We start from the raw sequence: 26,291 nt of genomic DNA, 5'->3' as shown, positions 1-26,291 counted from the left end.
CTACCCATACCACAATTATAGTCACCACGTTCACGAAACACCAGAAGAATTCGAAAAATACTAGAACAAATATCTGAGCATTCGCAGGGTCAGCTCCAACGGGCTAGTCACCCAGACGCTTCAACATTTCCAGCTCGTTCTTCGTCGGGTCCAGGTTATAGGGAACGCTGTGGCCGGTGGCCACAAACCCTTGCCGCTCGTAGTACCTTCTCGCGCGCAGGTTGTCTTCATGAACATGCAGTGTCAGCGTCGAACCCTCGGTGCGCGCCCAGTCTTCAATGTGGGTCAGGAGCGCGTCGGTCAATCCCACCTGCCGGCCTCGCCACTGCGGAGCAACATAGACGCCCACCAAGAGTGCTCCAGTTTCGGGGTCGGGAACGTAGCCGCCCATGCTGCCAACCCAGTGGCCACTCGTGGAGATCGCCGTGATTTGAGTTCCATGTGCAGCGGTGCCGCGCTCTCCACGCAGGCGCCAGCCGGCCTCGTCCACAAGCAAAGCGTCATCGAGTGTTTCCGCGTAGGCCGTCGGAGTGTCCTGAATCATCTCTAGACGGATAGTGCGGAGTTCGCGCCAATCGGATGAGGTCGTCTGGCGTATGGTAAAGGTGGGGCTCGTCATTCCAGTCCTTTGCTACGTTTCTTGGTGTTGAGTCACGCTGGCCCAGCCGTCGCAGCGATGATCGCAACATTGCTGTCGCCCCATGCCCGGCATGAAGTGCAGGATGCTTCCCGTGGTTTCGCAGGCGTGGACACCAGAGTAGTGGCTCGCGCACCAAAGTCAGAAACAGACCAGGCGTGGCGCGCCGCGATCAGATGCCAACGGCCATCAAACACCCATGATGCGCCGCTAACAGCGGCAGCTGCCGCCCGCCGTCGTACCTAAGAGGCGAGCGTCATGTCAGACTTGGGGACATGGACTTGTACGTTTCCCCCGAGCTGACCATTCCAGCCTCCGAGCTGGGCTGGCGGTTCTCGCGCTCCTCGGGGCCGGGTGGACAGCACGTCAATACCTCGGACAGCCGGGTCGAGCTGTTCTGGAATCCGCAGGGATCGACCGCGCTGACGGACGAGCAGCGCAGCGTGCTGAGTGAAAAACTTGGGCGACGTCTAGTGCATGGAATTCTCACCGTGGTGTCCTCGGAACAACGCTCCCAGCTTCGAAACCGCGAGATGGCCCTGACCAAGATGGCGGCGATCATCGCCAACGCACTCGCGCCCGCAGGTCCGAGCCGAAAGGCCACCAAACCCACGCGTGGATCGAAGCGGCGGCATCAGGCCGCGAAGTCCCAGCGCTCAACGACGAAATACCTGCGGCGACGTCCGCCCATGGATTAGAGCGCCCAAAGCAAGGGCGTCGTGACGGCTGCTCAATGCAGTCGTCACGACGCCTCACGCGCAATGCAGGCCTTACATATGCACGGCCGGCTCCCCGGTGGCAACTGCGGTGTGCTCACGACGGCGGTACATCAGTCCTGTCACGACGGCACCCACCACAAGCAGCACGACGCAGGCAAGGTAAGCGCCCTGATAGCCACGCACGAGCGATTCCAGCTGACTTTCGCCGGAATCAAGGGCTGCAATGGTGGCCCCGGCGACGATGGTGTTCATGACGGCCAGGCCAATCGAGCCGCCCAGTTGCTGAGACGCGTTGACGGCGGCAGATGCAGCGCCTGCGTGGTGGCGGTCAACACCCAAGGTGCCAACGCTCATGGAGGTGGAAATGATGGCGCCAAGGCCGATCGCGACGATCAACATAGGGATGGCGACGTGGAGGGCATAGCCGCTGTCGGCCTTGGTCATCATGAGCAGCAGGGCGCCAATCGCGGACACCACCATGCCCGCGGGAACCAACACCTTGGCGCCAAATTTAGGCATGAGCACCGAGGTGGACACCATGGCGGACACCATGATGCCCAAGCACAGCGGCAAGACGGCCACGCCGGTCTGCAGCGGTGTGAAGCCCAGGACGATCTGCAGGTAGTACACCAGGTAAAGATTGACGCCGAAGATGACCGCGCCGGCAACAAAGATGCCCAACATGGAGGCGCCACGGTCGCGGTGAATCACGATATTCAGCGGCAAGAGCGGCGACTTGCCCCTGCGCTGCAGCAGAACGAACACCACGAGAAGCGCAACGCCCAAGGCTAGGAAGCCCCACGTCCCGACAGCCGCGAAACCATGTTCTTCGGCATTGGCAAAACCAAAGACGACGGCGAAGAAGCCCAAGGTTGCGAAGATCGCGCCCGGAATGTCCAGCTTGACCCCACGCTCGCGTCGCGTCGGAGCGATCGCGAGCACACCCACAACAAAAGCCACCGCGGCGAAGGCAATGTTGACATATAGAGTCCAGCGCCAGGTCATGAATTCTGTCAGCACCCCTCCAAGCAAAAGTCCGACGGCGCCACCGGCACCAGCCAGCGCACCATAAATACCAAAGGCTTTACCGCGTTCGGCAGGATCGGTGAAGGTCGTGGTCAGCAGAGACAAGGCGGCCGGGGCCAGCATGGCCGCAAAAACACCCTGCAGGACACGCGCGGCCAACAACACGGTGAAGGTCGGTGCGGCACCGCCCAGGGCCGAGGCGACGGCAAAACCCATCAGGCCGATGAGGAACATTTGCTTGCGCCCCATCAAATCGGCAATGCGCCCACCTAGCAGCAGCAAGCCACCGAAAGCCAAAGCATAAGCCGTGATGACCCAGGGGCGCAGCGTGTCGCTAAAGCCAAGATCGAGCTGCGCACTCGGTAATGCGACGTTCATGATCGTGGCATCCAGTACGACCATGAGCTGGGACATGCCAATGGCGAGCATCGACCACCAGCGAAGGGCTGCCCATTTTGAATCTGGCGTTGCTGGTGGCGTCGGATGGTTTTGTCTTGCTTGCGTTGCAGTGCTCATATACCTTTTTGCCTCAGTGAGAATGTCGAAGCTATCCCTGCGGAATAGCTATTCCCCTCAGCTTACTACATGCGGAACAGCTATTCCGCATATTGGGAACTCAGGCTAGACTTATCGGGACATCGTTTGATTTCCTCTGCCATCGAAAGCATTTCCCGCATGCCACTGACGCCATCATCCGAGCAGTACCTCCCCGCCGACCACAGTGCTGGCAATCAGGACGTCGTCGTTCTGAGCGAACGTGACCGTGCTCTGCATGAGGCAGCCCACGAGCTTTTTGCCAGCCGTGGGCTCGACGTACCTCTGGCCGATATTGCCAAGGCGGCTGGGGTGGGCGTCGCGACGCTTTATCGGCGCTACCGCGACAAGGATTTGCTGATTCTGGAGGTATATCGCGAGCATCTGGCCTATGGCAGGACACTCTCGGTCGAGGCAAATGGCATTGCGGACGCTTGGGAGGGGCTGGTCTTTTTCTTAACCCGGACGACCGAGCAATTCTTGGCCGATCGAGGCATGCGCGAGTTGATTCTTGGCGGTTATGGCGGTGGCGCGGGCTGGGCTCGCGGCTCCTCCCATCAAGAACTCCATGAAGCCTTGAACACGCTCCAGGAACAGATTACTCACCAACTGGAGTCCTTGGTGGACCGAGCCAAGGAGCAAAATGCTGTGAGATCTGATTTTCAGCCCACAGACGCCCTATTAATGTCAGCCATGGCACTGGCGGCCGCACCCGTCAAGGCATCAGGCTGGCCCATCGCGGGTCAGCGAGCCCTTCAGTTACTCCTTGAAGGCATCCGGCCATCCAGGTAGGACAGCGCCGCAACGACATGCGCCTGCACCCCAAGGCTCAAGGTTGGATTCATCACGGGTGCGAAAAGCGGTGAGTGATTGGCTGGAACCGCCGGCGTGGCCCCATCATTGTCCTGAGCCGCCACGAATAGCTCGGGATCACTGCCACCGAGGAACCAGTAGCTGTAGGGGGCTCCAAAGGCATTGGGCAGAACGCTGAAGTCCTCCGATGCGGTCTGCGGAGTCGCCACCGTCACGGCCTCGGACCCAAAATGCACGGCAAATGCCTCCGAAATGCGCTCCGTGGCTGCAGCATCATTGTTGGTGAGCGGAAACTGATCGTACAACTCAATGTCAGCCGGCTGCGGTGAGCCCGCGGCCGCACATTCGCCCTCGACGATGCGTTCGATGGCCGCCAGTACCCGGGTCCGCACTGTGTCGTTGTAACTGCGGATATTGACTAGGAGCGTCGCTCGATCCGGGATGATATTGGCCGTGCTTCCAGCGTTCAACGCACCCACCGTGACGACCGCGAACTCCCCCGGCTTGGTCTCGCGCGAGACGATGGTTTGCAGCTTCATCACAATGGAGGCCGCCAAAACCACCGGGTCTACGGACATGTGCGGCATCGACCCATGCGAGCCCTTTCCGTGCACCGTAATCCTCAGCGAGTCCGCCGCTGACAAAACCGGGCCGGCCGCCGTCGCCAGCATCCCGGCCGGGAGGGGCATGACATGTTGCCCAAGAACGACGTCGGGCCGGGGCACCTTGTGCGTCAGGCCGTCGTCCACGAGAGCGCGAGCCCCGCCGCCAACCTCTTCGGCGGGTTGGAACACGACGATGAACGACCCGGACCAGGACCCCTGCGTCTCCGCCATGAGTTTGGCCGCCCCCAGGAGCGCCGTCATGTGGACATCGTGGCCGCAGGCGTGCATCACGCCAGGAACCGTCGAGGCGTAGGGCAGGCCCGTAGCCTCGGAAACCGGCAGGGCGTCCATGTCCGCCCGTGACATCACAACGGCACCATCGCCATTAACCAGGACACCTACGACGCCAGTCCCGCCGAGGCGTTGCACGGAGAAGCCATAGGTGGAAAGTGCCGCGGCGATGACGTCACCGCTGGCGTGTTCCTGAAAGCTCAGCTCCGGGTGAGCATGGAATTGCTGGTATGTCGCCTCGAGCCAGTCGCTGTTGGCCCCTAAGTTCTTTAAGACCTGAGCCGCTGCGCCGCTATTCAAACTCGCCATCCCGCGGACTTCCTTTCCTTGCGAACCGAATACGCCAGGAAACGAGGCGCACCTTCAGCGTAAACCTGACGCGGCGAATTATTCCCACCCGCCCGTGAACTACCCCATATTTACTTAGCTGGCGAAGTAGTTGCACTCTTGAGCTGCTCCAACTTCAGGGTTCGAATTCCGCATCGAAATTCGCGGTATTTCTAGCTAGGGTCGAGCTACAACTGTGAATGACTAAAACTGGCCTTCGGAGCACCGTACTCATGAGGGCAGAATATCGTCAAAGGACTAGGAAATCGCCGGCACAACGGTGACCGGGCCGCCGTCGGCAATCTGCCCTTTCGAGAAGTCACACGTCTCCATCGTGGACAAGATCCTCAAGGTTGTGAGGGCCAAACATGGCAAGACTTAAGGACCAAAATGTCGAAAACGCCACTGACCGGCATAGTGGTCACCCGTCCTTGTAAAGTGCAACCATGGACTTGAACGCGCTCGGAGATTGGATCTGGGCCTCCCTCCAGCAATTGTCAGGCGTCGCGCCTCTAGGAACGCTTCTTGCCGTGGTCGTTGCGTATTTCTCCTATCGCGGGACAATCCGACAAAAGACATTGGCCGACAACCGCAACGCATGGTGGAACCGTGTTCAGTGGGCCATCGATGCGGCACTGTCGGATGATGAGCAACGTCAGGCAACAGGCATGGCGGCGATCGAACAAATGCAGAACTCTGAGCTTGCGACCGTGGCCGACCAAGCACTTCTTGCGTCCATGGCCAACGCGGTCGTTGACGAGACACTTGAAATACTTGAATCGAACAATGATTCCGAGCTCATGGTTGGACCCGAATCCCTGAACTATGATGAAGATAGCGAAAGAGGTGCACTAGGCCATGACGAATCCACAGCGAGTCGGCGGGACGACACATAATTCTGCACGTTCGGGCAAGTATGAGGTTAAGTTGAATTCACGCGACGGCAAGGTTGTTTATGCGACCTCGATGGCCCAAAAGCGGATTCTGGAAAGCGCCGAACGGATCATCGCCAAAGCCAACAAAAAGATTGCTGAGCAGACGGATCATCCACGTCGCTAGCGATTTTGGACTCCGCCTATTGCTCTGGTTACCAATAGGTCAGCGTAAGAATCCACGCGCTTCCGCAGATTCTCCGGACAAACATCGCTTTGGCCGCCAGTTGCTAGGATTTGGCTCTCCGTTTGTCCTATGCCCGGATTTGAACGAATTCAACGGGAATGAAGTGAGTCGGCGCGGCAGCTCCAAGGCTTCAACTCACTTCATTCTGCAATCCGGACTTGATTCAGCGGCTGGGCGAACGAAGACGGCCTGCCGATTCCAGCCCACCTCTCTTCCTCTGGGCCAGAGGGCAAACTCGGCCCGCTAACCGTTAGAGCCCGAGACGCCAGCTGGCGGTATCGCATTCTCGCGTTTCCCACCGTCACGATGACAGCGGTCAGGGCTGGGTGATGTGACGAAACTCGACGTTTTCCTGCGCCACGATGGTCCCGTCAATGCCAAGCAGTTCCGCCCGCACACGATCCTGACCATCTGCCGTCACAGGTAAAATTGCCAGTCTTTGCTCGTGCGGGAGGTGTTCCTCGCCCCATTGCTGCATGGCAATCAGTACGATCTTGAGTTCATTGCCGGCACTGGTCAGCTCATAGCCGTCGCGGGTTCGTTGCCCTGGTTCCTGATAAGGCACCCGCTCGAAGATTCCGTGGTCCACGAGGGCCTCCAGCCGAGCGCCAAGCACGTCTGTGGCAATTCCCAAGGAGTCGCGAAACTCAGCGAAGGTACGGCGTCCCAGGTGCGCCTCTCGTATGAGCAGGAAGCTCCATGAGTCGGCGAGAACCCCTAACGTCCGCGCTATGGCGCACCGGCCGGTCACGGCATCAGTCAAGGCTTGCGACATTCTAGGCATGGATCAATAGTAGCCGCGGCCCGTTATGGTGCAGCGTCCGGACAGCGCATTTCGTCATCTGGGTTGCTATAGCAAAGTCAGCTCCCCTAGGATCAGTTCAATCGTTCGCATCACACCACCGAGCCTGGTTCACGGAGGCAGTGCGGGCACCACCGCATCTGGAGGAACGCACGTGAGAGCCACACCCGAGCCCGCGACGAACCGATCGCGCACCATCCGCTACCACAGCCCCGAGGACGACAAGAAGAAGCTATTCAGCCAGTCCGGGCTCGAACAGTTGCGCGCCCTATCCGACGGGCGCACTCCTGCTCCCCCGATCAGCAGCCATGTCGGGTTGGAGTTTGTTTCTGTCGCTGAGGGCGATGTGGTGATGACCGCTCAACCCGACGAGTCACACTACAACCCGATCGGATCGGTTCACGGCGGATTCTTCGCCACAGTCCTTGACTCGGTCTGCGGCTGCGCCGTGCACAGCACCTTGCCCGCGGGAGTCGGGTACACGAGCCTCGAGATCAAGGTGTCCTTTCTGCGCCCCATCACCGCCGAAACCGGCACCGTGACCGCCCATGGCTGGGTGACTCGCCGCGGAAAGACCGCAGCCTTCGTCGAAGCAGATATCCGCGATCGCGAGGGACGCGTCTTGGCCACAGCCTCAAGCACCTGCCTGATCATCGCCATGGGCGTTACCCAGTGACATCCAGCAACGCCCCTTCGCAGGCTTCCCATCCACTCCCCCAAGTCCGACGGCGGGCGGGCAAGCGGTGGGCATTTTGGGCATCGGCCTCCGTCCTGGCATTGGTGCTCTGGTCCTCCGGAGCACCCAGTACGTTGTATCCGATCTACGCGGCGAAGTGGCAGCTGAGTCCACTCACCATTACGACCATCTTTGCCAGCTATCCCCTCACCCTGCTGGTGATTCTTCCCATTTTTGGTAACCTCTCCGATTGGCTGGGGCGCCGTCGCGTCATGATTGCCGGCGTCGCACTCATCGCCGCATCGGCGATTGTCTTCGCTCTGGCACCTCACGTTGCCTTCCTCTTTATCGGGCGGATCTTACAAGGCGCCGGGGCGGGCTTGGCCATGGGAGCAGGCACCGCGGCCCTGATGGAAAACAACACGGCAAGCAGCCCTCGTTTTGCTAGTTCCATGGCCACCCTGTCCACGGCGACAGGACTCACCCTGGCCCTCGTTGTCAGCGGCGCCCTGGCCCAGTTCTTTCCCATGCCGCTGCTCTGGAGCTACGTGGTTCTGCTCATCTTGTCTTTAGCGTCAATCGCTGCACTGCTGCGCGCACCCGACGATAACCCCGGTCAGGCTCAACCGTGGCGACCTCAGGCGCCCCGCCTTGCTCAGGGTATTAGGATGCTGTTCTCCATCGCCACGCTCTCGGTGACGCTGTCCTATTGCGTGGGCGCCATCTTCTTGTCCTTGGGCGCACACATGATCAGAGAATTCACCCACACCGGAAGCACGGCGACCATCGGGGCTCTACTCGGGTGCTCGGCGGCGGCCATCGGCATCACGGCCCTTTTCTTATCTCGTATCCCGGCCCGGGCCTCGGTCTGGGTTGGTGCCGGACTCACCATCGCAAGCCTAGGATTTATGGCGGCGGCGAGCTCATTTGGTTCGATGTCGCTGTTCCTCGGATGGTGCGTCGTGGGTGGCATCGCTTATTCATTCGCATTTACGGGAGGACTGGGTCTCATCAACCAGGCCGTCCCACACCAACACCGGGGTGCCACCCTGTCGCTGCTCTACCTGATCGCCTATGCCTTCCAGGCAGGCACGGCCATCGGGGTCGGCGCACTGGCGACGAGCTTTTCGCTCAGCACCGCCGTCAGCAGTGCCGCACTTTCGCTGGCGGGCCTGAGTATCTCACTGCTAGTGCTTATGACCATTGCTAGCGGGAGAGGCAGAACGGCTCACGACACAGAAGCGCCCGCCTCCACCGCCTCCAGGATCGAGTTCTGACAAGTCGCGGTTCCTGGCCGGTGTTTGTACCGGTGCCGCTGAGATGCCTCCGGCAGTTTCGCACCGAAACGCCATAGATGAAACTCGTCCAAAAAACAACGAAGCACCCATTCTCACTCCCGGGAGGATGGGTGCTTCGTCAGCTTATTTAGTTGGCCAGAGCTTTAGTGCTCTTGGCTTCAACGGAAGGAACACCCTCGCCGGACTGGCCGTACAGCCAATCGTTGTACTGGAAGTTGCCATCGCCGCGGCTCTTGAACAAGAGGTTGCGCAGCGTGCGGGCCAGACCGGAGACGTGCCAGGATTCTCCCCAGACGCGGGCGGTGCGCTGAATGCGGGCTGTGCGGCCGGCGCGGGCTTCGTTGAAGTCCCTGAAGGCACCTTCCCAGGCGCTGGCGTCGATACCGGCTTCGGTGAAGACCGTGCCCTGTGTAACTTCCTGCAAGACGGCGGCATCTTCGAGCGCCTGGCAGGCTCCCTGGGCCAGGTACTGCAGCATGGGGTGAGCGGCATCGCCGATCAAGGTCATGCGACCGCTGACCCAGTTTTCGATGGGGTTCTTGTCGTACATAGGCCAGCGGATCCCGGTGGCCAGGTTCTTGAGGGCATCCTGCACGGCCGGAACACAGTCTTTGTAGGCCTCTTCCAGCTCGTCAACGCCACCGTACTGCTCTTCGCCCCGTTCAAAGGAGGCCGATTTGAAGACGGCAACCGTGTTCAGCAACTCACCCTTGCGCAGCGGGTACTGCACGAGGTGGCAGTTCGGGCCGAGGTAGACGATCACGTCTTCCAGGTCAGCCTTGGGGGTGGCATCCGTGATGGGCACCGTGCCGCGGTAGGCGACGTAGGAGGAGGGAACCGGAGCATCCTCGGCGACGGCCTTGCGCAGGGTCGACTTCAAGCCATCGGCAGCCAGCACAGCGTCGGCCTCGTAAATGTCGCCGTTGGCGGCGTAGGCACGAGCCTTCTCGCCCTCGGTCTCGACCTTTTCAACGAAGACCCCGTTGAGGAGCGTCACGCCATTTTCCTGGCAGGCTTCCAACAAGATGCGGTGGAGGTCGCTGCGGTGAATCACCACGTAGGGGGCGCCGTAGCGTTCTTCAAATTCGGCGCCGAGGCTCTGGCGGGTGAGCTCTTCTCCCGTGACAGCGTCGCGGAACACAAGGTGCTTGGGCTGAACACCAATGTCCAGTGCCTTGTCCAGCAAGCCCCAGCGCTTCAGAACCCGCGAGGCGTTAGGAGCCATCTGCAGGCCTGCACCAACTTCGCCAAACGCCGGGGCGTTCTCGACGAGGGTGACGCTTGCACCGTTTTCCCGGAGGGCCAGCGCGCCGGCCAAACCAGCCATGCCGCCACCAATCACCAGGACATCCTGTGCCGGGGTGGGCGTGCTCTGCTCAGAGGTGGAATTTGATGAGTTAGACATGGCTACTTCCTACGTTTTTAAGAGATGAAGAGGGAGATGAGGGGCTGGTCTTGATCTGGACCGAGATGACCCAGAGCAGGATGGCTGCGATCGCGGCAGCCCCAGCGAAAGCAAGGAAATTCGAATTCACGCCGAGGCCGGCTGCCAGCAAGAACCCTCCGGCCTGAGGTGCTGCCACAGCCCCAATACGTCCGACGCCGAGTGCCCAACCTAGTGCCGTGCCGCGCAGGTGGCTTGGGTAACGGGTAGCGACGGCGGCGATGATGAGGCACTGCGTGCCGTGGGTTCCGACGCCGGCCAAGACCAACATGGCGTAGACGAGGAATACCGGAGGCCCGGTCATGATGACGGCCAAGGCAATCGCGGCGATCGCGGCGGCAACAATCGCCGTTCGGATCGGCCCAAACCGGCCGCCAGCCCAAGCGGTGATGACAGATCCGGCAACGGCACCCAGATTCAACGCAATAGCAAAGGTCAAAGCCGATCCGAGGTTGTAGCCGGCCATCTGCATGAGGTTAGGCAACCAGGTACCCAAGCCGTACCAGGCAAACAAGGTAGCCACGGTGGCGAGAGCAAACAAGAGGCTTGCCCCCAAATACGGGGCCTTGAGCAAGGCGCTGAAGCCGCCACGCTCCGCCGTCGACCGCGGAGCCGCAGTCTTAGGCAGGTACTTGAAGCCCAGGGGAACCACGAAGATCAGCGCTAGACCTGCGATCAGGAACATGACGGGCCAGCCAAAGAGTGGAATCAAGGGAATACCTACCAAGGCCGCCAAGGTCCCACCGATCGGAACACCGGACATCATCAAGGTGGCAATCGCAGAACGCCACTTCTCGGGCACCAATTCGGCCACCAAGGCATTAGCCGAGGGGACCAAGCCACCCAAGCCGATACCGGCTAACAGGCGAAGGCCACCAAAGACATAAGCGTTGGGGGCAAAGGCACATGCCGCGCTCAGAACCGAAAAGGCAATGGCACACGCCAAGATGGTGCGGCGGCGCCCCAGAGCATCAGCGAGGCGACCGGCGACGATCGCGCCAATCATCATGCCCACAAAGGCCAGTGAACCAACCGTTCCGGCGGTTGCCTTCGTCAGGCCCCATCCGGTGTCGTTGATCAGGGAGGACTGGACGGTGCCGTAGACAATCAAGTCATATCCGTCGAAGACCACGAGTAGCCAGCAAACGAGAACGGCCATCAACGATGCCCGCGGGAATTTAGTGGGCTGGCCGGCTGATCTGGCTCGACTCTGACCGGCAACTACGCCGGCCGCGCCAGGGGTGTTTGTGTAATCCATCTCATAAGGGTGGCCCACTTCACACGCCACAGGCAATATAATTCTGTCATGCAGAATATCGATCCACGTAAGAAGCCTCAATATCCCATCGAGGCCGTCGACAACGCCCTGCGCCTCCTCCAGTTGCTGCGCGACGGCGGAAAGTTGCGCCTCAAGGATGCTGCCGCCGAACTGGGGGTTGCCCCATCTACGGCCCATCGACTCCTAGCCATGCTGGTCTACCGTGGCTTTGCCGTGCAGGACGAATTTAAGAACTACGTTCCTGGGGAAGCCATTGGGGTTGGCCCGGCGAGACTGGGCTGGACCCGATTGCTGCGTCAGCTGTCCCAGCCCCATATGGAGCTTCTGTCGGGGCGCCTGAATGAAACCGTCAATCTCATGGTGCGCGTAGGAACCAAGGTGAGATTCCTCAGCACCTCCGAGGGCAGCAATGCCTTGCGGGTGGGAGATCGACAGGGCAGCGTCATGCCTGCCCATAAGGCTTCGGGCGGCAAGGCAATCCTGGCCGAATTGGACCCCGTCATGGTTCACAAGCTCTTCTCCAGCAATAGTGCAGAAATTGGTGGTGACTACATTTCCGAACAGGCCTATCCCGCTTTTCAGCGCGAGTTGGACGCGGTTCGGCGCAATGGCTTTGCAGCAAACTTCGAGGGCACCGAGGAGGGCATTAGTGCGCTAGGCATGAGCCTGCATAATTGGCGCGGCGAGGTCATCGGCGCCCTGAGCGTCGCCACGCCCTTGGCTCGCTTTAGGCCCCTCTTCGACGCCGGCCTCGTGCAAGCCATCGGCGAGACGCGTCGACAGCTTGAGGTCGACATCGCCGCAAACCCGGCCGACGGCGAATGAAAGAAGATTCTGACAGGCAGAATTAGTTTGATGGGCTGGGCAGTCCCCGCCTAGGGTTGTGACGAGAGCAACATTTTTCAGGAACGTCGATCACAGCAGGAGGACAAAAGTGTCTATCAATGCCGAGAACATCACGCATGATTCGGTTGCGGCCGGGGCAGCCGTGCCCGAGGCGACGCCGGAAGAGGCTGCCGCGTTGGAGGTGCTGTACCAGGACTTTGAATCGGAAAATCTGATCCCGTTGTGGACGCAGATCGCGGACTTGATGCCGATGGTTCCCACACCCAAAGCCGTGCCGCATGTGTGGCGTTGGGACACGCTCCTGCCCTTGGCTGAGCGATCCGGTGATTTGGTGCCTGTGGGTCGTGGTGGGGAACGCCGTGCGATCGCCTTGGCGAACCCGGGTCTGGGTGGCAAGCCCTACGTCACCCCGACACTCTGGGCCGCCATCCAGTACCTCGGTGGACACGAGACCGCACCGGAACACCGTCACTCACAAAACGCGTTCCGTTTTGTGGTTGAGGGCGAGGGTGTTTGGACCGTTGTCAACGGTGACCCGGTGCGCATGTCCCGCGGTGACTTCCTGCTGACCCCGGGCTGGAACTTTCATGGCCACCACAACGAAACAGATCAACCCATGGCCTGGCTCGACGGCCTGGATATCCCGTTTGTGCATTACACCGATACCGCCTTCTTTGAATTCGGCACCGAGCGGGTCACGGACGAATCCACCCCAGACATCTCCCGCTCCGAACGACTCTGGGCCAACCCGGGCCTGCGCCCGCTCTCGGGCCTGCAGAACACCATTTCCTCCCCCATCGGTGCTTACCGTTGGGAGCACACCGACAGGGCTTTGACCGAACAGCTTCGCCTCGAAGATGAGGGCCACCCCGCCACGGTCTCCCAGGGCCATGCAGCTGTTCGTTTCGTGAACCCGACCACGGGCGGGGATGTCATGTCTACCATCCGGGCCCAGTTCCACCGCCTGCGGGCCGGCGCTTCCACGGACACCGTCCGCGAGGTCGGATCGAGCGTGTACCAGGTCTTCGAGGGCCGCGGCTCGATCGTCATCAACGGCGAAACGAACGTCCTCGAGAAGGGCGACCTGATCGTCGTCCCCTCCTGGGCAGCCTGGTCACTCCACGCAGAGACCGAATTTGATCTCTTCCAGTTCGGCGATCACCCCATTATTGAACGTCTTAACCTCAACCGCAGCTACACCGAAGGACGCGCCACCTCATGAAACTCCTGACCCTCCGCACCCCCAATGGCACCCAGGCCGTCCGCCAGGATGGCGATACCCTCATCGAGATCGATGGCTACGCCTCCGTGGGCGAACTGTTGCAGAACCCGGACTGGAAGAGCGTTGCCGCTGCGGCTACCGGCGCAAGCCACGCCTACGACGGCGCGGACCTGGCCGCCGTCGTGCCTGCCCCGAGCAAGATCATCTGCGTAGGCCACAACTACCGCAACCACATCAAGGAAATGGGCCGTGAGGTCCCCCAGTACCCCACCCTCTTCGCCAAGTACGCCGAATCCCTGATTGGTCCGAACGATGATCTGGCACTGCCGCCGGAATCGGACGCCGTGGACTGGGAAGCCGAACTCGCCGTGATCATCGGCAAGCCCGGCCGCCGCATCACCGAAGCCGACGCCGCCGATCACATCGCCGGATACGCGGTCCTGAACGATGTGTCCATGCGCGATCACCAGTTCCGCACCATCCAGTGGCTTCAGGGCAAGACCTGGGAAAACAGCACCCCGTTCGGCCCGGCCCTGGTCACGAGCGATGAATTCACCGCAGGCCCGCTCATGACCAGTGCAGTCGACGGCGACATCATGCAGTCGACCCCCACAGGGGACGTGGTCTTCACTCCCGAGTTCCTGGTGCACTACATCTCCACCATGATCACCCTGAACCCGGGCGACGTCATCGCGACCGGCACCCCCGGAGGAGTGGGCCACGCTCGCGAGCCCAAGGTCTACCTCGCCGAGGGCCAGACCCTCGTCACCACGATCGAGGGCCTGGGCACGCTGACCAACAAGGTCATCAAGGAAGTCTGATGGTTGCCCGCCATGACTTGACCACCGATCCGGGCCTGCAGGACGCACTCCTGCAGGCCCGGCGCGGTACGGCGTTCTTTGCGAGGAAACTCAATGAGCTCTCCGATGACGAGCTCGACGGCGCTTCCCTGCTTCCCGGCTGGAGCCGCCGACACCTCGCGGCACACATCGGTTACAACGCGCGTGCGATCGCCCGCCTCATTGAATGGGCAGCCACCGGGGTGGAGACACCCATGTACTCCTCCCCCGCGGCCCGCACTCAGGAGATTGACTTCGGCGCCACGCTGATTCCGATCGCCCTGCGCAACCTCGTGGACCACGCCGCAATCCACCTCAACGTGGAATGGCGTGACCTGCCCGATGAGAAGTGGTCGAATCAGGTCAAAACCGCTCAAGGCCGTACCGTGCCCGCCTCGGAAACGGTGTGGATGCGCACCCGCGAAGTCTGGCTCCACGCCGGCGACCTTAACAACGGCGCAACCATCACCGACATCCCCGCACCCATCCTGCAACGACTCCTCGGGGACATCACCGGAGCATGGACAACCCGCGGGACCGATGCAGGCTTAATCGTGCAAGTGGACAGCACCGACACTCGCCTTGGAGATGTTTCCAACCCCGACGCCATCGTAGTCTCCGGGTCACTGCCCGCCATTACGGCCTGGGCATCAGGCCGCAGCACCATCGCCGGCGCACCTCAAGCGCCGGCCTGGATCTAGACCAACAGCACGACGTCGGACACTCACCTTAGGCGAGTGTCCGACGTCGTCCGTGGTTAAGTGTCAAAAAATCCCTTACGCCCGGTTGCTGGCATCCATGCTGTCGGCGAAACGTTCGAGCAGGCCCGTGAGCGTGGCCGCGTCCTCAGGGTTCCAGTCGTGCACCAGATTGTTCACCATGGTGTCGCCCTGCCGGAAGAGTCGTTGTGCCGACTCCGAGCCGAGGCTCGTCAAGACCACCACGGAGGATCGGGCGTCTTGGGGGTCGGCCACGCGGCGAATCATGCCGCTATCCGCGAGCCGGGCGATCGACTTGCTCACGGTAGGCGCGGTGACCTTCATGTGGACGGCGAGCTGGCTGGGGCGCTGGGGCCCGAGCCGACCCAGGGTGAACAGCACAATCACATCCGAGGAATCGATGGCTAGGCCCGCGTCACTGGCAATCGCGCCCTGAGTTCGCAGGGAGGACCATTCGATCACGATGCGCACCAACGAGGTCAGCAGGCTTGAGTCAAAGGGCCACTCCTGCGGCGTCTCTGGGGTGCCTGCGGGAGTGCTGGGATCGATCCGTCGTGCCATGGTGGGTGCCTTTTCATCAGATATTGTGCTGCTCCTCAATCTTAGGGGCAGTTGCAGCCCGCGGGCTGGAGCAGCAGCGGCTAGAGACTGGAACGGCAGAAGGTCCCCGCATGGTTCTCCGGGGACCTTCTGCCGTTCCAACGACTTCGCCTAAGCAAGAACCTGACGCTTGGAGGAGATCACGCCGGTATCGAAACCGGCCAGGTGCAGGCCACCGTGGAAACGGGCGTGTTCAATCTTGATGCAACGATCCATGACCACCTCAAGCCCGGCAGCTTCGGCCTTGGCGGCAACCTCTTCATGCCAGGACCCCAGCTGCAGCCACACGGTCTTTGCGCCGATGGCGATGGCTTCATCCAGCACGCTGGGGAGATCGTCGTGGCGGCGGAACACATCCACCAGATCCGGCACCTCGGGCAAATCGGCCAGCGACTTGTAGACCGGCTGACCCAGAATTTCCTTGGCCACGGGGTTCACAAAGTACACCCGGTAACGGCTTGAGGAGAGCAGGTAGGTGGCCACAAAGTAGCTGGCCCGGGACGGCTTGTCCGAGGCTCCCACAATGGCGATCGACTGCGTCCGGCGCAGCAGCGCCAGACGTTCCGGAGCCGAGGGGCCACTCCAGGTACGCTCATTCTCGCTCATGCTTGTGCTCCGATCGTGCAAGAAGGTGCTTCGTCCTCGGTCAAGGAGTCCGCGGTGTCATTCAGCAGGGAGTCCTGGGCAATCGTCAACGCCTGGTCCAGGTCCCACAGAATATCGGCCAGATCCTCCAGACCCACGGAGATCCGAATCAGGTCCTCGGGCACACCCGCAGCCTCGAGTTGATCTGCCGTGAGCTGCTGGTGCGTGGTCGACGCCGGATGCAAGACCAGCGTGCGCGAGTCGCCAATGTTGGCCAGGTGGCTCGCCAATTGCAAGGCATCGATGAAGGTCTTGCCGGCCGCCCGTCCACCCTTGACACCAAAGGCAAACACGGAGCCCACACCCTTGGGCAGGTACTTCTGGCCACGTTCAAAGTCAGGGTGACTGGGCAATCCAGCAAACTTAACCCACGAGATACGCTCGTCGGCTTCCAGCCAGGCGGCCACGGCGGCGGCGTTGCGCAGGTGTTCATCCATGCGCTGCGGCAGCGTCTCAACACCCTGCAACAAGGTAAACGCCGACTGAGCCGACAACGCCGGGCCAATGTCGCGCAACTGCTCGGAGCGCAGCTTCGTTAAGAAACCGTACTCGCCAAAGTTTCCCCACCACGAGACATTGCCGTAGGAGGGAACCGGCTCGGTCATGGACGGGAACTTACCGTTGCCCCAGTTAAAGCGACCGGATTCCACCACAACACCGCCCAAGGTGGTGCCGTGCCCGCCCAGGAACTTCGTGGCCGAGTGGATGACAATATCGGCGCCAAATTCAATGGGGCGAATCAGGTAGGGCGTGCTCAGCGTCGCGTCGACCACGAATGGCACGCCCGCAGCGTGCGCCACGGCGGCCAAACCCTCGAGATCGGCAATGTCGCCGGAAGGGTTCGCCACGATCTCGGTGTAGAGCGCCTTCGTGTTGTCTTGGATGGCGGCGGCGAAGTCGGCCGGATCGTTGGAGTCGATGAAGGTGGTCTCCACGCCGAAGCGGCGCAACGTCACATCCAGCTGGGTGATGGTGCCGCCGTAAAGCTTGGACGAGGCCACAATGTGGTCTCCTGCCCCGCACAAGGCGGCAAAGGTGATGAACTCCGCTGCCATGCCCGACGCCGTCGCCACGGCCCCGATGCCGCCCTCGAGTGAGGCGATGCGCTCCTCAAGGGCCGCGACCGTCGGATTGCCGATGCGAGAGTAGATGTTGCCGTACTTTTGCAGCGCAAAGAGGTTGGCGGCGTCGTCGGTGCTCTTGAACACGAACGAGGTGGTCTGGTAAATCGGCACGGCTCGGGCGCCGTGCTCGGCGTCGGGCGTACCGCCGGCGTGCAGGGCTCGGGTGCGGAAGCCGAAGGAGTGCTCGGTCATTAGAGGGAAACCTTTTCGAAGTTGGTCACGGGCAGCAGTGAGGTGTCCAGTTCGGTGCCGTGCTTGCGGGCCAAATCGGCCTCGAGTTCGCGCACGATCGGCATGACGTCCTGGCCGAACGCTGCGGTCTCTTCCTGGAAGTGCAGGTAACCGGTCAACAGCAGGTTCACGCCGCGCTTCTTGTATTCCACGATGCGCGTGGCGATCTGCTCGGGGGTTCCGATGAGCTGGGTCTTGAAGCCGTCGTTGTACTGGATCAGGTCCTCGTAAGAGGAATCGGCCCACATGCCCTTGCCATCCTTGGTCGAGGCGCCAGCTTCCTTCACGGCAGCGGCAAAGCCTTCGACGGCGGGGCGGTGCGCCTTCTCAACAACCTCGCGTAGGGTGTCGCGTGCTTCCTTTTCGGTGTCGCGGGCAATCACGAAGCCGTTGAGGCCAAAGCGCGGCTTCCGCCCTGACTCGGCAGCCGCGGCCAGCACGCCGTTGACGTTTTCGCTGTAGCCCTCGAGCGTGCGGCCGTTGGAGAAGTACCAGTCAGCCACGCGGCCGGCTGTTCCTTGAGCCGCGGTGGAGTTACCGCCGAAGAAAATCTCCGGATGGGGACGGCCGGGCACATCGATGGGGGCTGGCTTGAGCGTGAATTCGTTGATGTTGTAGTACTTGCCAGCCTGAGAGAAGTCCTGTTCGGTCCACAGCCCGCGCAGCACCCGGATGAATTCCTCGGTGCGCACGTAGCGTTCGTCGTGTTCCAACCAGTCCAGACCAAAGTTGACGAACTCGTCCTTGAGCCAGCCCGAGACGATGTTGACGGCGGCGCGGCCATTGGAGAGATGATCGGCGGTGATCATGAACTTGGCGAGCACGCCGGGATGCCACATGCCGGGGTGAACGGCGGCGATGACCTTCAGGCGTTCGGTCGCTCCCAGAAGAGCGAGGGAGAAGCTCGTGGCCTCGTGCTGCTGGTCGGCGCCGTAGGATGCCGCGTAGCGAGTCTGCGTCAGTGCATACTCAAAGCCACTGTTTTCGGCGATCTGGGCGAGCTTCTTGTTGTACTCAAAGCTCCAGTCGGTGCGCTGCTCAATCTTGCTTACCACGAGGCCACCGGAAACATTCGGGACCCAGTAGGCAAATTTGAGCGGGGTGGCGAGGTCGGCAATATTAACAGGTGCGTGGCTCATGAGTGATCCTTCGTGTTGTACTCGGTAACGGCCGCGATGATGCCGGCCACTGCTTCTTCGTTTTGCAGCGAGGTGGTATCGCCGAGGGGCGTCCCCTCAAACATTTGGGTCAGGAGGCGGCGCATGATCTTCCCCGAGCGAGTCTTGGGAACATCAGGAACCACGACGACGGCGGCCGGCTTGGCGATGGGGCCAATCTTGCGTGCCACATGGGCCCGCAGCTGGTCTTGGACTTCCGGCGCGGAGAGCGCTTCTGGATTGCTTATCACCACAAAGGCGACGACGGCGTGTCCCGTCAATGCGTCCGTCACCGGGGTGACCCCGGCCTCGATGACGAGAGGATGGGACACGAGCGCCGATTCAATCTCAATCGTGGAGAGCCGGTGGCCGGAAATATTGATGACATCGTCGATGCGGCCCAGGATCCAGACGTCGCCGTCCGTGTCGTAACGCGCTCCGTCACCGGCGAGGAAGTAACCCTGCTTGGCAAACTTGCTCCAGTAGGAATCAAGGTAGCGCTGGGGGTTTCCCCACACGGTGCGAGCCATGGCCGGGCCAATCCCATCAACCACAATTAAACCCTGCTCGTCGCACCCAACGTCAGCTCCGTCGTCGTTGACAATGCGCACACTTACACCGGGCAGGGCGCGCGCCGCGCACCCTGGCTTGAACGCGGTGTCGCTAGGACGTGGGGAGAGAATTGTGGCTCCGGTTTCGGACTGCCACCAGGTATCCACCATAGGCAAGGTGCCGCCGCCGAGTTGCTCGCGGAGCCACGTCCAGGCCTGCGGATTCACGGCTTCGCCCACGGTACCCAGGAGGCGCAGCGAGGACAGATCGTGGTGGGCCGGAACGCCGTCGGGGAACCAGCCCATGAGGGAACGGACCAGGGTGGGTGCCGTGTAGTAGCTTGTCACGCCGTAGCGTTCGATGATCTCAAAGTGGCGTCCCGGGTGCGGGGTGTTGGGCGTGCCCTCGAAGATGACCTGCGTGACGCCGTTGCTCAGCGGGCCGTAGATCTCGTAGGTATGCGCCGTGACCCAGGCCAGGTCGGCCGTGCACCAGTGAACATCCGTCTCACGCTGGGCCGGGTCGGGGTGACTGAACAGCAATTCGTGGCTGTACGATGCCTGTGTCAGGTAGCCGCCGGTCGTGTGGACCAGGCCCTTGGGCTGACCCGTCGTGCCGGAGGTGTACATGATGAAGAGCGGAGTCTCGGCATCAAAGTACTCAGCTGTGTGCTCCGTGCTGGCCAGCTCGACCGTCTCGTGCCACCACAGGTCTCGGCCTTCGGTCCACTCGATGTCTGAGCCGGTGCGGCGCACCACGAGAACATGCTCGATTGAATTTTCCCCCGAGACCGCAGCGTCGGCATTGGCCTTGACAGGCACGGCCTTGCCACGGCGGAACTGGCCATCTGTGGTGACGAGCAGCTTGGCGCCGGTGTCCTCCACCCGGAATTGCAGCGCCTCAGCGGAAAAGCCACCGAAGACGAGGGAATGAATGGCACCGATGCGGGCAACGGCGAGGGTGATGATGATGGTTTCGGCAATGACGGGCAGGTAGATCACCACTCGGTCCCCTTTGCCAATACCCAGAGACTCGAGGGTGTTGGCTGCCTTGCACACCTCGTCCTGAAGTTCGCGGTAGGTGATGACGCGGCGGTCACCGGGTTCACCCTCGCAATACAGTGCAACTTTTTCACCGTTTCCGGCGCTGACGTGCCGGTCGACGCAGTTCACGGCGGCGTTGAGCTTGCCTCCGGCAAACCACTCAATGCTTGGAACGCGAAGTTCCTCGGAGTCGGGGTCAAAGGCCGAGACGAAGGTGTGGTCCGTGTGCCAGGGCTGCGCCCAATCGAGCCTCTGGGCTTGTTCGGCCCAGAAGCTGATGCGCTCGTGATCTTCATCTGACCGCTGTGCGGCCATGTGGGGGGCAAGGCTGGTGGTACTCATGAAAACTCCATCAATCCTGGTGGTCGCACCCCGTGTATCGGCGAGAGCTTTGATGCTCGCCGTTCCACGATGTACCGCGGCCGCAATGATCCAGGTCTCTTGGCCGCAAGAAATATTTCTTCACAAGTTCAACCCACTACCGGGCTTCTCGCCAAATTTCCGAGTAATAAATGGTCACTATGCGGAACGAATGAGGTAGAGAGACATGATTCGTCACCTTGAATCGTCCAATTATTCGTTAAGATGGTAATTTTTCATTCATGACAGCAGCCGCAGTCCAGGCCCAATCTGGCCGTAATGAAGGAGTCACCATGTCGCAGTCCGCCGTCGTTGCCGAACAAGAGCAGCCCTCGCATCACAGCTTTGTCGACATGCTCAGTGCCGATGACTTTAAATCCGCCTTCCGCAATCACCCCGCGGGCGTAGCTGTCATCACGGCCGACATTGGTGATGGCCCCGTCGGACTGACGGCCACCTCGGTAATCTCCGTGTCGGCCAACCCGCCATTGGTGGTCTTCTCACTGTCATCCGCGTCATCCTCGACCCCCACGGTCAAGCAGGCGGAAACCGTGGTGATTCATCTCTTGGGGGCCGATCAGATTGATTTGGCGAAGAATTTTGCCACGAGTGGCATCGATCGCTTTGCGGATCGCTCCATCTGGTCACGGCTCATCACCGGTGAACCCTTCCTTCCAACATCCAACGCCTGGATGCGCGGTCGTATCGTTAACAAGATGGATGCTGGCGATTCCACGGTCGTTGCTGTACAGATCCTGCAGGTTGACCTGCCTGGCGAATCGGATCGCAGCGCCCAGGCCTCCCGGCCACTGGTCTACTACAACCGCACCTGGCACTCCCTAAGCGAAGGCTCGATGGTCGAATAGCCCATCGATTCAGCGGCGTGTCGTAGCTCACTTAATTTGATGGAATGGGTGCGCGGCCCCCGCCGTTGCCACTAGTTGAAGCTTGAAACTTCGCGGTGAGGTGCATATCGTGCCACACCGTATTACTTCAACATCGGGAGATTTCCTCATGACAACAACAGTCCTTACTCTTGTCGGGTCCCTGCGCGACGGCTCCACGAATCGTCAGCTTGCAGAAGCAACGGCGCTCAATGCTCCCGACGGTGTAACCGTCAAGGTGTACTCAGGACTGGAGAACATCCCGTTCTACAACGAGGACACCGACGTTGAAGGTCAGGTTCCCGAGGCTGCCCGCGAACTGCGCGCAGCTGCTGCAGAGGCCGATGCCCTGCTCTTGATCTCCCCCGAATATAACGGCACCATGCCTGCTGTTCTGAAGAACGCCATTGACTGGTTGTCCCGTCCGTTCGGCAATGGTGCGGCGAAGGACATGCCCTCTGCCGTGATCGGTACCGCTTTCGGCCAGTACGGTGGCGTGTGGGCTCAGGATGAGGCTCGCAAGGCGTTGAGCATCGCCGGCGCCAACGTCCTCGAAGACGTCAAGCTTTCCATCCCGAACTCGGTCGTTCGCTTTGCCGAGCTGCACCCGAAGGATGACGCCGAGGTAGCCGCTCAGGTGACGGCCGTTCTTGAGGGCATCCACGCCGTAGCTGCCAAAAACTAAGGTTCTTTTGCGTGTCGTTGTGCCCTGACCCTTCCACAGGTTGGGGCACAACGCCGTTAACGCCCTTTTGCCACGTGGCATGATGGACGGGACGTCCAGCATGCTGCGGACTGAGGAACGGAGCTATTCCCTTGAACAGTCATGTCGATGTCATAGTCGTCGGCGGTGGAGCCATGGGCTCCGCGGCCGCGCTCAGCGTTACTCGGAAAGGGAAATCTGTTCTGCTCTTCGAGCAATTCTCCGACGGACACAGTTTGGGCGCTTCTCATGGTGCGAGCCGAAACTTCAATACGGCCTATCAAGAGCCCGAGTACCTCACCCTGGTCAGCGAGGCCCGGCTCTTGTGGGACGAACTTGCCCAAGAGACCGGGGTGCAGTTGCTGGACCTCGTGGGGCTCGTCAATCACGGTAATCTCGCGGCCTTGAAGCGCGTCCGTGCGATGCACGAGCAGTATGGCATCGAGAGCTCGTTCTTGAGCGCCGAGGAGGCCATGAGCCGCTGGCCGGGCATGCACTTTCGTGGCGAGGCACTCTTTGTTCCGAACGCCGGCCGCGTACGGGCAGCCGATGCGCTCATGGCCCTGCGCCAGGCAGCCGAAGCCCGTGGCGCGCAGTTCCACTACGACCATCCTGTGCGCAGCATCGATGTGCTCAACGATGAGCTGGTTCAGGTCGTCACGGACGAGGGTAGCTACACGGCCTCACGAGTTATCGTCACAGCAGGCGCGTGGACAAAAAAGCTCCTCGGCGAGCAGATCGATATCCCCCAGCTCGTTGTCACGCAGGAACAACCTGCCCATTTCCACGCTGTGGATGCTTCCATGGAGTGGCCCAGTTTTAACCACTCCCCGGATCCTGCCGAGCGCGCGGATGATTATTGGTACAGCCACACGTATGGCATGTTGACGCCTGGGGAAGGTATCAAGATTGGCTGGCACGGCGTGGGCGCCGTGGTTGATCCCGATGCGCGGGACTTCGCACCCGAACCTACCCAGATGGCGGCTCTGCGGCGCTATGCGCGTGAGTGGTTCCCGGGTCTGGATGCCGATACGTTCGTGCCGATCAGCTGCACCTACACCTCGACCACCACGGGGGATTTTGTCCTGGATCGTTGTGGGCCTCTCGTGGTGGGTGCAGGGTTCTCCGGGCATGGTTTTAAGTTCACACCCGCGATCGGACGTATTCTCGCCGACTTGTGTGAGGGAATCCACGCCCCAGAGATTTTCCGGGCACACCGGGCACTGTAGGGAGTGCGTGGCGCAACTTGAGGGACCGAACCATCTGGTTCGGTCCCTCAGTTGTGTGCTCCGTGTGAGTTGTTAGTTCTTGCCGACCTCGAGAACCACTACCGACCAGGACAGGGCCGGGAGGGTCAGGCGAAGTTCATCACCGGTGGCCTTGACCCCACTCAGCGGGGTCATGCCGATCTGATCCTGTTGCGCCAGCGTGTTCTTGGTGAAGCGATCCGAACCTTCAGGAGCTTCCAGAACCTCTGCACGGATGATGCTCTTGGCATCAAAGCCGCGCAGGGCCACCTCAACGTCGGCGGCTTCTTCCAGACCACGGTTGGCAAAGAACAATGCCATGCGGCCGTTATCCTCGTCCCAGGTGACGCTGACGTCAACGAGGTCCGCATCGCCAAACTTGGCGGTGTCGACCTTGTCGGAATCAACCTCGGTGCGCAGGATCTTCCCCTTGGCCAGTTCGGCCATGAGCGAGAATGGGTAGAAGATGCTCTGGCGCCAGGCCGGTCCATTGGGTTCGGCCAGGATGGGGGCGATGACGTTGACCAGCTGAGCCTGGTTGGCGATCTTCACTCTGTCACCGTGGCGGAGCAGTGAGTTCAGCAGCGTGCCCACAACCACAGCGTCGGTGACGTTGTATTTGTCCTCGATAACTCGCGGGTGTTCGCGCCATCCGGAGTTGTTGACGCGGTGCGGCTGGTCTTCGGTATCCAGACCGCTCTGGTACCAGACGTTCCACTCGTCAAAGGAGAGGTTGATCTTCTTTTTGTGTTTGCCCTTGGCACGGACGGCATCCGCGGTGGCAACGACGGATTCGATGAAGTAGTCCATGTCGACTGCACTGGCCAGGAAACTGTTGGCGTCGCCGTCGTGCTCCTGGTAATAAGCGTGCAAGGAGACGTAGTCCACCTCGTCGTAGGCGTGGGTCAGGACCGTTTGCTCCCATTCGCCGAAGGTCGGCATCGCGGAGCTGGAACTGCCACAGGCCACGAGCTCGATCGTGGGATCGACCAGGCGCATCGCCTTGCCGGCCTCCTGCGCCAGGCGACCATATTCTTGAGCGGTCTTGTGGCCAATCTGCCACGGGCCGTCCATCTCGTTGCCGAGGCACCAGAGCTTGATATCGAAGGGGTCCTTGTGACCGTTCTTGGCGCGCAGATCGGAGAGGTATGTTCCGCCGGGGTGATTGGCGTATTCGACGATCTCGCGGGCAGCATTCACCCCACGGGTGCCGAGGTTGATGGCTTCCATGATTTCTGTGCCGGCCTTACGGGACCAATCGACAAACTCGTGGAGACCGAAAGCGTTCGTCTCTAGGGTGTGCCAGGCACCGTCGAGGCGGCGCGGGCGGTTCGCGACCGGGCCGATCCCGTCTTCCCAGTTGTAGCCGGAGACAAAGTTGCCGCCGGGGTAGCGAATAACCGTGGCACCCAGCTCCTTCGTCAGAGCCAGGACATCCTTGCGGAAGCCCTGCTCATCGGCCTGAGCGTGGCCCGGTTCGTAGATTCCGGTATAGACACAGCGGCCCATATGCTCCACAAAGGAGCCGAAGAGACGGTGGGGAACTTCAGAGATGGTGAAGTCGCGGTCAATACTGATCCGTGCACGTGACATGGTGCTGTTCTCCTGTTGTGTTTGCGTGGTGAAAAGTTGTGGGAACTGGAATTAGGTTCCGGCCAGGCCGGTGGTGGAAATGCCCTTGATGATCTGACGCTGGAAGAAGAGGAAGACCACGATCAGGGGCAACGCCGCCAACAGGGCCGAGGCCATGTTCTGGGCGTACTGGATGCCGTAGGCGCTCTTGATGGTCTGCAATCCGACCGGAAGGGTCAGCATGGAGCTTTCATTGGTGACGATGAAGGGCCACAGGAAGTTGTTCCAGGCGCCGATGAAGACGAAGATCGCGACGGCGGCCAGGATGGGACGTGAGAGCGGAAGGACTACCTGCCAGAAAATTCGGATCCGGCCGGCACCATCCACGAGGGCGGCATCTTCAAGTTCGCGGGGAATCTGATCGAAGAACTTCTTCAGGACAAACACCATGGCTGGGGCAATGACCTGCGGCAAGATGATGCCCCAGTAGGTGTCGATCATGTGGAAGGAGACCATTTGGTAGAACAGCGGGATGATGAGGACCGGCGGCGGCACGATGAGCGAGGCTACGATGATGGTCATCATGAGCTTGCGGCCCTTGAAGTCGATGCGCGAGAGTGCGTAGGCGGCCAGGGTTGAGATGGCTAGGGTGATGATGGTGATGGCAGCGGCGGTGAATAGTGAGTTCAAGGTCCACTGCGGAATATTGCCCTGTTGGAGCACCTTCGCGAAGGCATCAAAGGTGAACCCCGATTTTGGCACCAAGGTGATGGGTGTTGCCGCCGCCTCCGTTTCACTCTTGAGTGCGGTGATGGTGGCCCAGGCAAAAGGCACCAGCCACGTGATCGCCAGAACCGCCACGATGAGGGTCGCGACGAACCGACTGGGCTGAAAGCGCTTCTTGCGTCGCTTGACGACGGCGGAATGCCCACCAGAGTTTCGGGTACTTGTGCGTGTAAGTGTCGAAGCAGTCATGG

The 26,291-nt window shown here is 61.0% G+C and carries 26 protein-coding genes; 13 read left to right on the top strand and 13 right to left on the bottom strand.

Features of this window, described 5'->3' with window-relative positions; genetic code table 11:
* Positions 1 to 103: 103 nt before the first annotated feature.
* Positions 104 to 619 (bottom strand): GNAT family N-acetyltransferase, encoded by a 516-nt coding sequence (locus CVS30_RS09305; RefSeq protein ID WP_110485054.1) that lies wholly within the window; start codon positions 617 to 619, stop codon positions 104 to 106.
* Between the two features lie 293 nt (positions 620 to 912).
* On the opposite strand from CVS30_RS09305, the gene arfB reads away from it, so the two are divergent.
* Complete coding sequence (gene arfB, locus CVS30_RS09300) at positions 913 to 1,335, top strand: alternative ribosome rescue aminoacyl-tRNA hydrolase ArfB (protein WP_110485053.1); 423 nt, start codon at positions 913 to 915, stop codon at positions 1,333 to 1,335.
* A gap of 72 nt (positions 1,336 to 1,407) precedes the next feature.
* On the opposite strand, the gene CVS30_RS09295 is transcribed toward arfB, so the two are convergent.
* Entirely contained in the window at positions 1,408 to 2,898 is a 1,491-nt protein-coding gene (locus CVS30_RS09295) for an MFS transporter (protein WP_110485052.1), read from the bottom strand.
* A 159-nt stretch (positions 2,899 to 3,057) separates the two neighbouring features.
* Here CVS30_RS09295 and CVS30_RS09290 point away from each other — a divergent pair, with 159 nt between their 5' ends.
* Positions 3,058 to 3,708, top strand: a complete 651-nt coding sequence (locus CVS30_RS09290) for a TetR/AcrR family transcriptional regulator (RefSeq protein ID WP_181419758.1) — start codon at positions 3,058 to 3,060, stop codon at positions 3,706 to 3,708.
* On the opposite strand, the gene CVS30_RS09285 is transcribed toward CVS30_RS09290, so the two are convergent.
* Complete coding sequence (locus tag CVS30_RS09285; protein ID WP_110485050.1) at positions 3,672 to 4,934, bottom strand: amidohydrolase; 1,263 nt, start codon at positions 4,932 to 4,934, stop codon at positions 3,672 to 3,674. The genes CVS30_RS09290 and CVS30_RS09285 overlap by 37 nt on opposite strands.
* Positions 4,935 to 5,398: 464 nt before the next feature.
* Between CVS30_RS09285 and CVS30_RS09280 the strand changes: the two genes are divergently transcribed.
* Together CVS30_RS09280 and CVS30_RS18415 are read left to right on the top strand one after the other, a co-directional pair.
* Entirely contained in the window at positions 5,399 to 5,848 is a 450-nt protein-coding gene (locus CVS30_RS09280; protein ID WP_110485049.1) for a hypothetical protein, read from the top strand.
* Between the two features lie 31 nt (positions 5,849 to 5,879).
* Complete coding sequence (locus CVS30_RS18415) at positions 5,880 to 6,011, top strand: hypothetical protein (RefSeq protein WP_281268074.1); 132 nt, start codon at positions 5,880 to 5,882, stop codon at positions 6,009 to 6,011.
* Positions 6,012 to 6,387: 376 nt separating this feature from the next.
* Here CVS30_RS18415 and CVS30_RS09275 read toward each other — a convergent pair whose 3' ends face one another.
* Entirely contained in the window at positions 6,388 to 6,855 is a 468-nt protein-coding gene (locus CVS30_RS09275) for a winged helix-turn-helix transcriptional regulator (RefSeq protein WP_110485048.1), read from the bottom strand.
* Between the two features lie 172 nt (positions 6,856 to 7,027).
* On the opposite strand from CVS30_RS09275, the gene CVS30_RS18135 reads away from it, so the two are divergent.
* Entirely contained in the window at positions 7,028 to 7,549 is a 522-nt protein-coding gene (locus tag CVS30_RS18135; RefSeq protein ID WP_245934527.1) for a PaaI family thioesterase, read from the top strand.
* On the top strand, positions 7,546 to 8,826 hold the full coding sequence (locus CVS30_RS09265; protein ID WP_110485046.1) for an MFS transporter: 1,281 nt from the start codon (positions 7,546 to 7,548) through the stop codon (positions 8,824 to 8,826). Before CVS30_RS18135 ends, CVS30_RS09265 begins: the two co-directional genes overlap by 4 nt.
* 148 nt (positions 8,827 to 8,974) lie before the next feature.
* On the opposite strand, the gene CVS30_RS09260 is transcribed toward CVS30_RS09265, so the two are convergent.
* Both CVS30_RS09260 and CVS30_RS09255 read right to left on the bottom strand, forming a co-directional pair.
* Entirely contained in the window at positions 8,975 to 10,252 is a 1,278-nt protein-coding gene (locus tag CVS30_RS09260; protein ID WP_110485045.1) for an FAD-dependent oxidoreductase, read from the bottom strand.
* Positions 10,245 to 11,450 (bottom strand): MFS transporter, encoded by a 1,206-nt coding sequence (locus tag CVS30_RS09255; RefSeq protein ID WP_110485065.1) that lies wholly within the window; start codon positions 11,448 to 11,450, stop codon positions 10,245 to 10,247. The genes CVS30_RS09260 and CVS30_RS09255 overlap by 8 nt, the downstream gene beginning before the upstream one ends.
* A 147-nt stretch (positions 11,451 to 11,597) precedes the next feature.
* On the opposite strand from CVS30_RS09255, the gene CVS30_RS09250 reads away from it, so the two are divergent.
* The 4 genes from CVS30_RS09250 to CVS30_RS09235 all read left to right on the top strand — a co-directional run bounded on the left by CVS30_RS09250 (position 11,598) and on the right by CVS30_RS09235 (position 15,178).
* Positions 11,598 to 12,395 carry an IclR family transcriptional regulator gene (locus CVS30_RS09250; protein WP_110485044.1) on the top strand — a complete coding sequence of 266 codons (798 nt, stop codon included), beginning with the start codon at positions 11,598 to 11,600 and terminating at the stop codon, positions 12,393 to 12,395.
* Between the two features lie 109 nt (positions 12,396 to 12,504).
* Positions 12,505 to 13,638, top strand: coding sequence for a cupin domain-containing protein (locus tag CVS30_RS09245; protein ID WP_110485043.1), 1,134 nt, complete (start codon positions 12,505 to 12,507; stop codon positions 13,636 to 13,638).
* Positions 13,635 to 14,459: a fumarylacetoacetate hydrolase family protein gene (locus CVS30_RS09240; RefSeq protein ID WP_110485042.1), complete on the top strand. Its 825-nt coding sequence runs from the start codon at positions 13,635 to 13,637 to the stop codon at positions 14,457 to 14,459. The genes CVS30_RS09245 and CVS30_RS09240 overlap by 4 nt, the downstream gene beginning before the upstream one ends.
* Positions 14,459 to 15,178, top strand: coding sequence for a maleylpyruvate isomerase family mycothiol-dependent enzyme (locus CVS30_RS09235; protein ID WP_110485041.1), 720 nt, complete (start codon positions 14,459 to 14,461; stop codon positions 15,176 to 15,178). Before CVS30_RS09240 ends, CVS30_RS09235 begins: the two co-directional genes overlap by 1 nt.
* Positions 15,179 to 15,253: 75 nt before the next feature.
* Here the strand turns inward: CVS30_RS09235 and CVS30_RS09230 are convergent, their stop codons facing one another.
* The 5 genes from CVS30_RS09230 to acs all read right to left on the bottom strand — a co-directional run bounded on the left by CVS30_RS09230 (position 15,254) and on the right by acs (position 20,890).
* Complete coding sequence (locus CVS30_RS09230) at positions 15,254 to 15,757, bottom strand: MarR family winged helix-turn-helix transcriptional regulator (protein ID WP_110485040.1); 504 nt, start codon at positions 15,755 to 15,757, stop codon at positions 15,254 to 15,256.
* A 150-nt stretch (positions 15,758 to 15,907) separates the two neighbouring features.
* Positions 15,908 to 16,402: a CoA-binding protein gene (locus CVS30_RS09225; RefSeq protein WP_110485039.1), complete on the bottom strand. Its 495-nt coding sequence runs from the start codon at positions 16,400 to 16,402 to the stop codon at positions 15,908 to 15,910.
* Complete coding sequence (locus CVS30_RS09220) at positions 16,399 to 17,757, bottom strand: O-acetylhomoserine aminocarboxypropyltransferase/cysteine synthase family protein (RefSeq protein WP_110485038.1); 1,359 nt, start codon at positions 17,755 to 17,757, stop codon at positions 16,399 to 16,401. The genes CVS30_RS09225 and CVS30_RS09220 overlap by 4 nt, the downstream gene beginning before the upstream one ends.
* Positions 17,757 to 18,935: a dimethylsulfone monooxygenase SfnG gene (sfnG, locus tag CVS30_RS09215; RefSeq protein ID WP_110485037.1), complete on the bottom strand. Its 1,179-nt coding sequence runs from the start codon at positions 18,933 to 18,935 to the stop codon at positions 17,757 to 17,759. The genes CVS30_RS09220 and sfnG overlap by 1 nt, the downstream gene beginning before the upstream one ends.
* Positions 18,932 to 20,890 carry an acetate--CoA ligase gene (acs, locus tag CVS30_RS09210; RefSeq protein WP_110485036.1) on the bottom strand — a complete coding sequence of 653 codons (1,959 nt, stop codon included), beginning with the start codon at positions 20,888 to 20,890 and terminating at the stop codon, positions 18,932 to 18,934. Before acs ends, sfnG begins: the two co-directional genes overlap by 4 nt.
* 260 nt (positions 20,891 to 21,150) lie before the next feature.
* Here acs and CVS30_RS09205 point away from each other — a divergent pair, with 260 nt between their 5' ends.
* The 3 genes from CVS30_RS09205 to CVS30_RS09195 all read left to right on the top strand — a co-directional run bounded on the left by CVS30_RS09205 (position 21,151) and on the right by CVS30_RS09195 (position 23,724).
* Positions 21,151 to 21,774: a flavin reductase family protein gene (locus tag CVS30_RS09205; protein ID WP_245934526.1), complete on the top strand. Its 624-nt coding sequence runs from the start codon at positions 21,151 to 21,153 to the stop codon at positions 21,772 to 21,774.
* Positions 21,775 to 21,922: 148 nt separating this feature from the next.
* Positions 21,923 to 22,477 carry an NAD(P)H-dependent oxidoreductase gene (locus CVS30_RS09200; RefSeq protein ID WP_110485034.1) on the top strand — a complete coding sequence of 185 codons (555 nt, stop codon included), beginning with the start codon at positions 21,923 to 21,925 and terminating at the stop codon, positions 22,475 to 22,477.
* A gap of 131 nt (positions 22,478 to 22,608) precedes the next feature.
* On the top strand, positions 22,609 to 23,724 hold the full coding sequence (locus tag CVS30_RS09195) for an FAD-dependent oxidoreductase (protein WP_110485033.1): 1,116 nt from the start codon (positions 22,609 to 22,611) through the stop codon (positions 23,722 to 23,724).
* A 72-nt stretch (positions 23,725 to 23,796) separates the two neighbouring features.
* Here the strand turns inward: CVS30_RS09195 and arfA are convergent, their stop codons facing one another.
* Positions 23,797 to 25,335, bottom strand: coding sequence for an arabinosylfuranosidase ArfA (gene arfA, locus CVS30_RS09190; RefSeq protein ID WP_110485032.1), 1,539 nt, complete (start codon positions 25,333 to 25,335; stop codon positions 23,797 to 23,799).
* A 51-nt stretch (positions 25,336 to 25,386) separates the two neighbouring features.
* On the bottom strand, positions 25,387 to 26,289 hold the full coding sequence (locus CVS30_RS09185; protein WP_110485031.1) for a carbohydrate ABC transporter permease: 903 nt from the start codon (positions 26,287 to 26,289) through the stop codon (positions 25,387 to 25,389).
* Between the last annotated feature and the right edge of the window lie 2 nt (positions 26,290 to 26,291).

It is taken from the genome of Arthrobacter psychrolactophilus, from assembly GCF_003219795.1.
Taxonomy (GTDB): Bacteria; Actinomycetota; Actinomycetes; order Actinomycetales; family Micrococcaceae; genus Specibacter; species Specibacter psychrolactophilus.
This window is presented reverse-complemented; position numbering and strand designations above follow the sequence as displayed.